We start from the raw sequence: 12979 nt of genomic DNA on the forward strand, positions 1-12979 counted from the left end.
CGGGTACGCATTGAATATGCGTACCTGCTGGTGTAATACTATCCCATCTTCCTAACTCCCACGGTATACAGTCCCGGCGCACTTCCCTACTCATTTAAACAATAATTACTTTACCAAAACTTAATACTCCGCTAAAACTCCCATAATATACGCGCACCACCTTTGCACCTTCACATTACTCACCAAAATCCACTACGATGACGAATTGTCAAAGACGGATGTTCTTTACCTTTTTTCTGTGCTTAGCGTCCATTTACTCATTCGCACAAGCCAACCTCGCCGGCATTTCCGGTAAGGTGCGTGGAGCTGATGGCGCTCCTTTACCAGGAGCAATGATCCTGGTAAAAAACGAATCTACCGGTTTTCAGACCAGGGCCATTTCGAATGACAAAGGGGAGTTCCTGTTGAAGGAGCTGCCATTAGGTACACCATATTCCGTTACTGTTGAAGCGATGGGAATGGTGTCACAAAAACAGACGGGATATTCCCTGAACCAGGGCGACCTGCTGGCAGTAGCTTTTAAAATGGAAGAAAAAACCACAGAGCTGCAGGCCGTTGTTGTTACTGCAGGTTCTAACAAAAACAAAATAGAAAATATCGGTGCGGCAACAGCTGTAACAGCAAAGGATATTGCGAAACTGCCGGTGAACGGACGTAATTTCACCTCACTGATGGATCTCTCTCCTTTGAGCAGTGGATCGAACCTCTCCGGTCAGCTCGCTTCTGCTACCAACTTTACTATTGACGGTATGGCAGCAAGAGGTACTATTTCCGGCGGACAACCAACAGGCGCCTATTCCATCTCGATGGAAGCTGTAAGGGAATTCCAGGTGGTGACAAACCAATATGATGTTACCTATGGTAACGCCGGTGGAGGAACTGTTAGTACAGTTACGAAATCAGGTACCAATACACTGACAGGTAACGCCTTTACATTCCTCAGAACCGACTGGCTCTCCAGCAAGTACGGTCTCAACGGACAAAAACGTAATCAGCCATTCTCTACTTATCAATACGGTTTCTCTATCGGCGGACCAATTATCAAAGACAAGGCGCACTTCTTTTTTGCATGGGACCATCAGGCCGATTCCCGCCCATTGAGTATCGCCTATATTCAGTCGCCCGATGATGAAAAGAGATACAATATCACACAGGCAGGCCTGGACCAGTTCCTGGCTATCGCCAGAAGCAAATATGGAGTGGCTAACAGTCCTCAGGTCGGTCAGTTCGACAAAAAGAAAAACACGCATGCCCTCTTCGGAAGAATAGACTGGCAGCTGAATGCAAAGAACCTGCTGACTATCAGGGACAACTTCATCTATGACATGGACGACCAATCCGATGGAGACAATACTGCGATCAACATCTACGAAGTATACAGCAACCGTAAGAGCATCAACAACAGTATTATGGCGTCTCTGCGTACTTCTATCAACTCAGGTGTGACAAACGAATTAAAACTGCAACACTACTGGGAGTATAATAAACTGTTTGCCAACTCACAGCTCCCGGCTGATAACATCCCAAGAGCCATTGTACAGAGTGTGAAATCTTCTTCCAGCGAAGGCTCTTCTCTTAGTACCGCGATTCAATTAGGAGGACAACGTTACGGCGGCGACTACTTCAATAACCACCAGGTACAGCTGATAGATAACCTTTACTGGAACGTTGGAAAATCACACTTTACCTTCGGTGGAGGTGTTACATTTACCAATCAGAATTCTATATATGGCAGCGAGACCAACGGACGTTTTTACTTCACCGGTCTTACTAACTTCGACAACCTGACACCATACCGTTATGCACGTGATGTATATTTAACCGATGATCACAATATCAAATTCAATATACTCGTTCCTAATGTATATGCCCAGGTACAAACAACAGTAGCTCCGGGACTCGACATCACCGGGGGTATACGTGTAGATTACACTGCCTACCTGGACAGGGCTAATTATAATGAAACAGTAGATAGAACACTTGGACTGAATACATCCAATAAACTCAGGACACTGCAGGTACAGCCTCGCGTTCAGGCAACATGGGATGTAGGACAGAACAAACGTGATATCATCCGCGTTGGCGCCGGTATCCTGGGTTCTGCACTCAACCCGTATTCTATGATCAACAATATGCTGTTCGACGGTTCACATATTGTTGGTGTGGATCTGACCGGAAGCCAGGTACCTACACCAGATTTCGTTTCATACAGGAAAAATCCAGCTACAGCACCGGGTATGAACCTGATAAATGATCCGAATATTCCGAAGCTGGCCACCATCAACATGAATGGTAAAAATGCCAAAGTACCTACCGTTTACAAGGCCAATGCATCCTATTCCCACTTCTTTACAGAGAATTTCAGGGTGAGCATCAACGGCTACCTTACACTGGGACGGAACAACTATACTTATGTTGACCGTAACATGGTGGATCAGCCTTATTTCCGTATTGCTCAGGAAGATAATCGCGGTGTGTACGTTCCCGCTAATACTATCAGCGTATCCAATGGCGCGGCCGACTGGACAAAGAGCCGTAAAACCACTGAAGTAGGCCGTGTACTGGAATTACAAAGCACAGGAAAAGTGAACCAGATGGCCTTCGTACTTGATGGAGCCTACCGTTATTTCAGAGACGGAGAAATTGCATTCTCTTACACATGGAACAACAGTAAAGACAATACCTCTTATAACGGTAACGTTGCGAATACAGCAACACTGGTACAGTACGTAAAAGATGATCCCCGCGACCTGAGTAAGATGTCATACTCTGATAACCAGTTCAGGAACAAGGTAGTTGTTTACGGTACTGCTCCAACGTTCTGGGGTATCAGTGTAGGTGTCCGTTTCTCCGGTATCGGCGGTACCCGTTATTCCCTGACCGTGAATGGCAACATGAATGGCGACTTCGTTGCTACCAACGATCTGGCTTATATATACGATCCCAAAGCGGCCAGCACTCCACAATATATAAAGGATGGCATTACTGCTTTGCTGAACAACCCTAAAGTAGAAGAGAGCACCAAGAAATATATCACCAACAGCTTTGGAAAAATAGCTGAGAGAAATGGTGGTGAGAATCCATTCTATGGTGTGTTCGATATCAGGGTGAGTAAGAAAGTAAAGACGTTTAAGAAACAGTTCTTTGAAATATCTGCAGATATGTTCAACGTTGCGAACTCATTGAATAAGTCATGGGGCGTGAATCATAACGTAGGTACCACAAGCCTGTACACCATTACCGGCTTTGATCCGAATACCAATACCTATAATTACAACGTAAATACCAATGCAGGGGTTTCCGGCTTAAGCGGTAATCCTTTCCAGGTACAGATCGGGTTAAGGTATGGATTTTAATTTCACAGGAAATATCAATGGTAATAAACAAAACGGCTTCGCTTAAGCGAGGCCGTTTTGTTTATTACCATAAAAAATCAGATTGCTATGTAAAGCCTAAATGGTGCATCTGTAAAGTCCATACTGAATTTACAATCAGCTGTAAAGTCAATCCTGGACCTCACTATAAAAACTGTAAAGTTTTTATGGACTAATACACCTTACGTTTGAGACTCGTTACAGATTCGTTTGAGATGGCTTTATCTTACGTTTATCTTACGTTCATGAACGTAGGATAAACGTAAGATAAAGCCATCTCAAACGAATCTCAAAGCCGTCTAAAACGAAGTTAAAGCATAATATACCCGTCCCCTCATTTTTGCGTCCTATGCACATGATTTTGCGTCTTGTGTACATTCCTCAAAATCGCTTCGAAATCTTTTCTAACATTGTATCGTAAAGTGCGTAAAAGTACTTCAATATGAGACACTTACAGGTGTTGCCAGAAAACGTTCTTTGACATATCGAATCCTATAAACGATAAAAAAACCGCCTCATTTTTCAATGAGACGGTCTATTCTTTTTACAGTCGATTGCTTATTTCCGTTGGAACCAGGCATCCGGCACTTGCTGGATCTTACCTCCATTCACCCTGTATTCCAGCTTCAGCGTATACCCGCCGCCGCCTTCAACAAACAGCAGTTCGAATGGATGCAGGCCTTTCTGCAACGCTACCTGTCCGCTCTTCTGTACGGGCGCATGCCAGCCGTCATTATCCACGACCTTATCCCCTTCTATGTTGAGAATAGCACCATCGTCTGCTGTCAGGAAGAAGCTGTAAATAGCCGTTTCAGGAACATCGATATAACCGGTCAGTTTAGCGCCAAAGGCTTTACCGCCTTTACCCATACCTTCAGGAATGATCGCGTTATTGACGTTTACGAGGCTATCGGCTGTTGCCGGCAGCTTACCTGCACTCTTGTAAGAGCCATTGAAATACTGCAGTTGCAGGCCATTCTGTAAGCCGCTTACATTTACCGGCGGGAAGAATGATTGCTGACGGTAGTTCAGGGTATAAATATCGCTCATACTACCAGAAGGACTGAAAGAAGCCAGTTTGATAGTACCCGGACCAGGAATGATATATGCTGCCGGCAATTCGGGAGATTTCATCGTAGGTGCTGTACCATCAGTAGTATAACGGATGGTAATGTCCGGCGCTGGTTTCTCCAGTTTCAATACGGTCTTGCCAACAAGCACATTGTCGTCAGTGAAGCCGTCCAGGTCAGGCATACGGTAATGCACTTTCAGCTTGTCCAGTCTTTTATATTGACTGTTCAGTCTTTTCAGATAATTATCATAATCCTGTTTATGCGTCCACAGTACTTCAGCAAGCGCTGTCATACGCGGCATGAACATGAAGTCAGCGCGTTTCTCGGAAGGGATCCATTCTGTCCAGATGTTTGCCTGTGCACCAATGATCACCTTTGCCTCTTCCGGTGTCAGACCTTTAGGGATCGGATCGAAGTGATACACATTGGATACAGCGTTCCGGTCAGGGATACCATCGAAGTACAGCGGATTACCCGGCGTCATGATCACGGTATTGCCGTTCTTTGCTGCTTTCACCGGAGCATCAGGTACCCAGCTACGCCAGTACATGAGAATAGCGGTAGGACTGATACCACCTTCCAGGATCTCATCCCAGCCAATCAGCTTCTTACCTTTCGAATTGAAGAACTTCTCCATCCTCTTTACAAAGTAGCTCTGCAGCTCTTCTACGGTAGACAGGTTATTCGCCTTCATCACAGCTTCACATGCAGGTGATTTTGCCCAGCTGCTTTTCTCTACTTCATCAGCACCAAGGTGAACATATTCTGAAGGGAAGAGTGCGAAGATCTCTGAGTATACATTCTCTGCAAATTCAAAGGTCGATTCGTTACATGGGCAAATAGGCGTGGTGAATAACGGGCCCCAGGTGGAACCGCCTGCACAGCTCAGGAAAGGATAAGCCTTGATAGCGGCCATCATATGACCTGGCATATCTATCTCAGGGATGATGTCTATATGGCGGGCTGCCGCATAGGCAATCACGTCTTTCATCTGAGCCTGTGTATAGAAACCGCCATAGAGGGTTTTACCATTTTTCTGAATGATATGGGATTTGTCGATCTCCATATCAGGATTGGTTTTCGCCTTCTGCATACATACGGAGTCCTGGTTGTTGAATGCACGCCAGGCCCCCTGTTCTGTCAGCAGCGGATATTTTTTGATCTCAATACGCCAGCCCTGATCGTCAGTCAGGTGCAGGTGGAACTTGTTCATTTTGTACAGAGCCAGCAGGTCGATGAACTTCTTCAGGTAATCAACAGAGAAGAAGTGCCTGGATACATCCAGGTGCATACCACGCCAGGTATAGGAAGGATGATCGGTGATCTGTACAGCAGGCACAGTGATCTTAGCCAGTTTTCCGGCTTTAACACCTTCAATAACAGGTGGCATCAGCTGGCGAACAGTCTGTACCGCACGGAACATACCGGTAGGCGTCTTTGCAGAGATCACCAGTTGTTGTGGCGTTACATCCAGGGTATAATCCTCTTCACCTGTCAGCTGATCATTTTGCTTCAGGACGATAGTACCTGTACCAGCTTTCGCAGCAACAGGCAATGTCTTTCCCAACCCCTGTTTTACCAGCGCCTGCAATTGTGCAGCTTCATTACTGAAAAACGTTTTGTTGGCGGGTAATACCAGTTTAGTACTCGCGGTGATCACAAAGTCTCCCTGCCTGGGCACCAGTTCCTGTGGATAGGGAACCAACGCATAACGCGCAGGATCTGCCTCCTGCGCCCTGGCAACGGATACGCCCAATAGTGCGCTGAGTGCCACGACGCCTGTAAGCCTGAATGATTTGAACATAATAGATTCTTTAAGCATGATAAAGGAAGCAGGCAAAATAACAAGAGTCTCAACAGTAAACTGATACCATATTGCTCATTACTGCGGTAATATTGACGCTTCGGGCTGCCAGTTTTCGATCTTCAGCAGGCGGAAAAACTCCGCTTCTTCCATTTCCCTTACGCCTCCCGGTGGCAGGTCGCCCAGCTCCATGTCTTCAATGGAGACACGTATCAGGCGGTCGCAATGGTGCCTGATGGCTGACATCATTTTACGTACCTGGTGATATTTGCCCTCGGTGAGTGTGATCAACAGCCAGGAATGCGGGAGGAATTCCTTCAGCGGATATTGCTCCCTTGGTTTGATATAAGCCGGTTTCTCCACGATCTCTGCCAGACAGGGAGTGGTTACCCAGTCTACACCTCCCTTGATGCGGATGGTCACGCCCTGCTGTAATTGTTCAACTGTCTCCTGGCTCACGATATTCTTTACCATCACCAGGTAGGTCCTTTTATGCGGCTGCTCACTTTCAAATAACAGGCGGGTTACTCTTTTGTTGGTGGTGAGGATGAGCAATCCTTCGGAATGGTTGTCCAGTCTTCCCACAGCATGCGTACCTTCGGGGAAGTCAAAGTCAAGATCTCCCAGCAGCCTGACCTTGTCAGGGCTGATAAACTGAGAGACCATGTTGTATGGCTTATTGATGATAAAATAACGGTGACCGCTGTTACTCATTTTTTAATTTATTTCAGATAAAATCCGCCCAATTCTGATTAATATATTTCCATCAGACTCACATAACTATCTATAATTTTAGCCATCGCCAAAATTATCTTCATTGTATGAAATTATTTGCTTTCATTTTCGCACCATTCGCTGGTTTCAGCATATTGGCACAGGCCCAGTTGAAAAAAGACTATCCCATACAGCCTGTCGCTTTTACCCAGGTGCATGTGACCGATAACTTCTGGGCGCCAAAAATACGGGTTAATGCCGACGTCACAATACCCTATACGTTGGAACAATGCAAGCGCACCGGCAGGATCGATAATTTCAAACGGGCGGCACACGTATTACCGGCCGATACAATGACGGAATATACTTTCGACGATACTGACCTTTACAAAGTAATAGAAGGCGCTTCATACGGCCTTCAAATGAAGAAAAACCCGGAACTGGAACGGTACCTGGATACCCTGATCGCCATTATCGGCGCAGCCCAGGAAAAAGACGGTTACTTATATACTTTCCGCACCATGAATGCTCCTAAACCACACCCGTGGATAGGTACTAAAAGATGGGAAGAAGAGGAAGACCTCAGCCATGAACTATACAATTCCGGCCACCTTTTTGAAGCCGCAGTGGCCCATTACCAGGCTACAGGCAAAAGGAACCTGCTGGACATTGCGATCAAAAATGCAGACCTGCTGGTAAAGACATTCGGCTTCGGAAAAGAAGAACGCTTTCCCGGCCATCAGATAGTGGAAACAGGGCTGACAAAGATGTACAGAGTAACAGGTAACAAATCTTACCTGGACCTGGCGAAGTTCTTCCTGGATGTTCGCGGACCAGGCAAAAAATACAGTGGTGAATATAACCAGTCCTACAAAAAAGTGGTTGACCAGCATGAAGCCGTAGGGCACGCTGTAAGGGCCACTTACATGTACACTGGTATGGCAGATGTAGCGGCACTGACAGGCGATCAACAGTACCTGCATGCTATAGATGACATCTGGCATGATGTGGTAGAAAGGAAACTGTACGTCACCGGAGGGATCGGAGCCACCGGTAATGGTGAGGCTTTTGGTAAGCCCTACGAATTGCCAAACATGTCTGCCTATGCGGAGACCTGCGCGGCTATTGCCAATGTCTACTGGAACAGCAGAATGTTCCTCCTGCACGGCGATGCGAAATATATAGACATCCTGGAGCGTACCCTCTATAACGGGCTACTGTCAGGGGTATCCCTGAGCGGAGACAGGTTCTTCTACCCTAATCCGCTGGCCTCTATGGGACAACACCAGCGCAGCGCCTGGTTCGGATGCGCCTGTTGTATCTCCAATATGACACGCTTTCTGCCCTCTATGCCCGGATATATCTATGCGCAGGATAAAAATAATCTCTACATAAACCTGTTTGCAGGCAATACCGCCGATATTCATTTGCCAGCAGGGAAAGTTACCGTTACGCAGCAAACAAACTATCCCTGGGACGGGAAATTAGAAATCGCTGTTAAACCTGCTCATACTGCTGCTTTTGCACTGCATATCCGGATCCCGGAATGGGCAAAAGGGAAGCCGGTACCAGGAGATCTTTATTTTGATGCAGATAGCGCAGCTAAAAAACCGATCGATATCCTCCTGAATGGTAAATCCGTGAAATATAACATGGTGAAAGGTTACGCTGTCATCCAACGTAGCTGGAAGGCGGGCGACAAGATCAGCCTGGAATTCCCTATGCAGGTAGACAAAGTGCTGGCAAATAACGCCGTGAAGAGCGACACCAACCGCTTTGCGCTCGAACGCGGTCCGTTGATGTACTGCCTGGAGGGGCCGGACAATAAAGACGCTACCGTGCAGAACATCGTGGTAGACAAAAATGCGGCTGTCAACGCTGTATATAAGTCTGATCTGCTCAATGGCGTAACCGTACTGGAAATGCAGGGATCATCCACCAGCAGGCAACTGAACTCAGACCAGTTGATCAGTTCAACACAGACAGTCACCGCTATCCCCTATTACTCCTGGGCCAACCGCGGTCCCTCAGAGATGACCGTATGGATTCCTTACGAGGCTTCCGCAGCGCGGCCTAAGCCAGCACCTACCATTGCCTCAAAAAGTAAGGTCAGCGCCTCAGTGGCGAATAAACGGATGTACCTCGCCCTGAATGATCAGTATGAACCACTGGACTCTCATGATAATAATTCCATGTACCTCCACTGGTGGCCTAAACACAATACAGTGGAATGGGTGCAGTATGATTTTGATCAGGAATATACCGTATCGGAGTCACAGGTTTACTGGTACGATGACAGTCCGTTCGGGGATTGCCGTATCCCGGCTTCCTGGCGCATCCTGTATAAACAGGGCGACCAATGGATACCGGTGAAGAACGTTACGCCCTATACGGTTACGAAAAATAAATACGACAGTGTGCAGTTTGAACCCGTGAAAACTACAGCGTTGAAGCTCGAAGTACAGTTACCGGCAGAAAATGCTTCGGGCATTCATGAATGGATTGTTAAATGACTAAAATTTTTAGCTAATATTGCAGTGCTATGTCACTGCAAATTACATCACTCAATTCTGGCAGCAACGGAAACTGTTATTATATCGGGAATGCAACAGAGGCCGTCCTGATAGATGCAGGCATATCCTGCAGGGAGACGGAAAGAAGGATGAAACGCCTGGGATTGCGTATGGACAGTGTCAAGGCCGTCTTCATCTCTCATGAGCATTCCGATCATATCCGTGGACTGGAAGTCTTGTCGAGAAAGTATAGCCTTCCCGTATACATCACGGAAAACACCATGCAACATGGTAACCTGAACCTCGATACGCTGCATGTACGAAGATTTGACGAATATGCACCCGTAGCAGTAGGAGATCTCAGCGTGACCGCATTTCCGAAGTTTCATGATGCCATAGAGCCCCGTAGCTTTATGATCAGCAGCCAGGATATCAGGATAGGTGTATTTACAGATATCGGCGCTCCCTGCGATCATCTGATCCGCCATTTCCAGCAATGCCATGCCGCTTTCCTCGAGGCCAACTATGATGAACAGATGCTGGAAAAAGGCAGATACCCTTTCTATCTGAAAAAGCGTATCCGTGGAGGGAAAGGTCACCTGTCCAATACACAGGCGCTGGAATTGTTCAAAGCGCATAAACCACCTTACATGAGCCATCTCCTGTTATCTCACCTTTCCAGAGATAACAATAACCCTGAGCTGGTACTCGAACTCTTCCGCCCGCATGCAGGACGGACACAGGTTGTTGTAGCTTCCCGTGATGTGGAAACTGCTGTTTATCACATCAATGCTACTCATCAGCCGGCAGCTCCCAAAGTTGAATATATACAGGGACAACTCTCCTTCTAACAAATATCATATTCTGCACTAACCATTATCATATTTCCTCTCTCTTCCAGGGCGTACCTTTGTAGTATCGATTAAAAAATTATACTATGATAAATATGCCATATATCACAGCTGCAGAAGCTGTAAAATGTGTTCAATCCGGTAACAGAGTGTTTATTCATGGCAGCGCGGCGACTCCGGTTCATGTTCTCAGGGCCTTGCAGAACAGGCATGCAGAACTGAAAAACGTGGAACTGGTAAGCATTACTACCCTGGGAGATGTAGATTTTGATAATCCTTTATACAGAGAAAGCTTTTTTATCAATTCGTTGTTTGTTTCCGCCGCCAACCGGAATGTTGCAAATAGTGACGACGGAGATTATGTGCCTGTTTTCCTCAGCGAGATCCCACAGTTGTTCAAGAGGAACATCCTGCCGCTGGATGTGGCCATTGTAACAGTGTCTCCCCCTGATGATCATGGTTACTGTTCCCTTGGTACTTCGGTTGATATTGCCCGCGCGGCAGTGGATACAGCTAAATACGTGATTGCACAGGTTAATCCACTGATGCCACGTACACACGGACAGGGCTTTGTCCATATGTCCAGATTCCATGCCGCGGTATGGCAGAAGGCCACTCTTCCTGAACTGGATTATTCCAGGCAGGCAAATGCAGTTACGGAACAAATAGGCCGTAACATTGCCCAGCTGGTGGAAGACGGCGCTACCCTGCAATTGGGTATTGGCGGTATTCCTGACCAGGTGCTGAAGAACCTGACCAATCATAAGAATCTTGGTTTACATACTGAAATGCTGTCTGATGGGGTTATACCGCTGATTGAAAATGGTGTGATCAATAATAGTCAGAAAAAGCTGAATACCGGCAAATCAGTGACTGCCTTCATGGCGGGAACCCGTAAGCTGTATGATTTTGTGAATGATAATCCAGCTATACGTGTAATGGACATCAGTTATGTGAATGATACCTCTATAATAAGACAAAATCAGAAGGTAACGGCTATCAACAGTGCAATTGAGATAGACCTGACCGGCCAGGTATGTGCGGATTCTATCGGTACCTACCAGTATTCCGGTATCGGCGGACAAATGGACTTCATCAGAGGAGCATCCCTGTCAGAAGGAGGTAAACCCATTATTGCCCTGCCGTCTGTTACCAATAAAGGCATTTCCCGCATCGTACCTTTCCTGAAAGAAGGCGCCGGTGTGGTAACCACCAGGGGCCATGTACATTGGGTGATCACTGAATACGGTATGACAGACCTCTTCGGAAAAAGCCTGAAACAACGCGCGAAGGCGTTGATAGAAATTGCGCATCCGAATCATAGAGAAGAACTGGAACGGGCTTATTTCGACCGTTTCGTCAAAAACAAAGAAGTAGTCCCAGCATTGATATAGTATGTTAAAGATGGCTTAGTGCATCCTGTAGGTCTAACTGATTTACGGGATGCATAATCCTTTTGCGGTGTGCCCGTCCCCAGTTAGCCATTTCATCAATGATGGTCTCCAGCGTCTTACCGTATGGCGTCAGCTCATATTCTACGGTCACCGGTTTGGTGTCATAAACAGTCCGTTTCACCAGCTCATTCAGTTCCAGCTCCCGCAATTCCTTCGAGAGCATTTTGGAGCCTACCCCTTCCACTTCACGCTGTAATTCCATAAAGCGCTTTTTACCAAAACGCAGAGAGCCGATAATGGCGATCTTCCACTTTCCATTCAACACGTCCAGGGTGTCGTGGATGGCACGGAGGTGCTCCGTACATACTTCTGATTTTTCTGATGTTCCTGGTTTCTTATTCATAATCAATATAGTTTCCCCAGAGAAACCACTTTCCTCCGGGATACCACTTTCGAAAGTAAAGCATCTTTCGGAACTTTACAAGCGAAAAGAGAACTATTATGAGTAATACTAATAAGATGAAGGTAGAGATCTGGTCGGACATTATGTGTCCATGGTGTTATATCGGTAAGCGGAGATTTGAGGCTGCCATGGCCCAGTTCCCCGATGCCGGCGCTGTGGAGATAGAGTGGCACAGTTTTCAGCTGGACCCTGCGATACAGTCCGGCCATGGAGATAACCTGTATACCTATCTATCAAAAAGGAAGGGCATTCCTTATGAGCAGGCAGAACAAATGAATAACCAGGTGACAGCCCTGGCAGGTACCCTGGGATTAACCTATAACCTGGACCAGGCAGTAGTGGCCAACTCTTTTGACGCACACCGGCTGATCCAGCTCGCAAAAAAGCACCAGCTGGGCGATGCTGCTGAAGAACGTCTTTTCAGGGCTTATTTTACCGAAGGAAAGGATTTTAGTGATCCAGCTACCCTTGTCGCCCTCGGTAAGGAAATAGGCCTGCAAGAAAGTACTTTACAGGAACTGGTAAGCGGACAGGCTTACGCTGGCGAAGTACGTAAAGATATTGCCGAAGCTGAAGCCCTGGGTGTCAGAGGTGTTCCGTTCTTTGTTTTTGACCGCAAATATGGCGTTTCCGGCGCCCAGGCAGCTGAAACATTCCTGGAAGTGCTCAATAAATCTGTCGGGGAATGGAAACAAACGCAGCCTTCCGGACTGGAAATAATAGAAGGACAAACCTGCGGTCCTGACGGAGACTGCTGACATACTGTTGTCATCTTCGTATCTTTCCTTTGTAC

The 12979-nt window shown here is 46.7% G+C and carries 8 protein-coding genes; 5 read left to right on the plus strand and 3 right to left on the minus strand.

Annotation, left to right across the window (positions count from 1 at the left end; translation table 11 throughout):
* The first annotated feature begins 197 nt into the window (after positions 1-197).
* A complete protein-coding gene (locus tag F3I09_RS19110; protein ID WP_149696640.1) occupies positions 198-3356 on the plus strand; it encodes a TonB-dependent receptor in 3159 nt (1052 codons plus the stop codon).
* A gap of 576 nt (positions 3357-3932) precedes the next feature.
* On the opposite strand, the gene F3I09_RS19115 is transcribed toward F3I09_RS19110, so the two are convergent.
* Complete coding sequence (locus F3I09_RS19115; RefSeq protein ID WP_149696641.1) at positions 3933-6251, minus strand: family 20 glycosylhydrolase; 2319 nt, start codon at positions 6249-6251, stop codon at positions 3933-3935.
* 78 nt (positions 6252-6329) lie between these two features.
* Entirely contained in the window at positions 6330-6965 is a 636-nt protein-coding gene (locus F3I09_RS19120; protein WP_149696642.1) for a pseudouridine synthase, read from the minus strand.
* 107 nt (positions 6966-7072) lie between these two features.
* Between F3I09_RS19120 and F3I09_RS19125 the strand changes: the two genes are divergently transcribed.
* From F3I09_RS19125 to F3I09_RS19135, 3 genes are all read left to right on the plus strand, one after another.
* On the plus strand, positions 7073-9478 hold the full coding sequence (locus F3I09_RS19125) for a glycoside hydrolase family 127 protein (RefSeq protein WP_149696643.1): 2406 nt from the start codon (positions 7073-7075) through the stop codon (positions 9476-9478).
* Positions 9479-9507: 29 nt separating this feature from the next.
* Positions 9508-10329 (plus strand): MBL fold metallo-hydrolase, encoded by an 822-nt coding sequence (locus tag F3I09_RS19130; protein WP_149696644.1) that lies wholly within the window; start codon positions 9508-9510, stop codon positions 10327-10329.
* An 86-nt stretch (positions 10330-10415) separates the two neighbouring features.
* Entirely contained in the window at positions 10416-11723 is a 1308-nt protein-coding gene (locus F3I09_RS19135) for an acetyl-CoA hydrolase/transferase family protein (RefSeq protein ID WP_149696645.1), read from the plus strand.
* A 4-nt stretch (positions 11724-11727) separates the two neighbouring features.
* Here F3I09_RS19135 and F3I09_RS19140 read toward each other — a convergent pair whose 3' ends face one another.
* A complete protein-coding gene (locus F3I09_RS19140) occupies positions 11728-12126 on the minus strand; it encodes a helix-turn-helix domain-containing protein (RefSeq protein WP_149696646.1) in 399 nt (132 codons plus the stop codon).
* A 98-nt stretch (positions 12127-12224) separates the two neighbouring features.
* Between F3I09_RS19140 and F3I09_RS19145 the strand changes: the two genes are divergently transcribed.
* Positions 12225-12944 (plus strand): DsbA family oxidoreductase, encoded by a 720-nt coding sequence (locus tag F3I09_RS19145; RefSeq protein WP_223233296.1) that lies wholly within the window; start codon positions 12225-12227, stop codon positions 12942-12944.
* The last annotated feature ends 35 nt before the right edge of the window (positions 12945-12979 follow it).

Origin of the sequence: Chitinophaga sp. CF418, from assembly GCF_900142925.1 — a bacterium.
Classification (GTDB): domain Bacteria; phylum Bacteroidota; class Bacteroidia; order Chitinophagales; family Chitinophagaceae; genus Chitinophaga.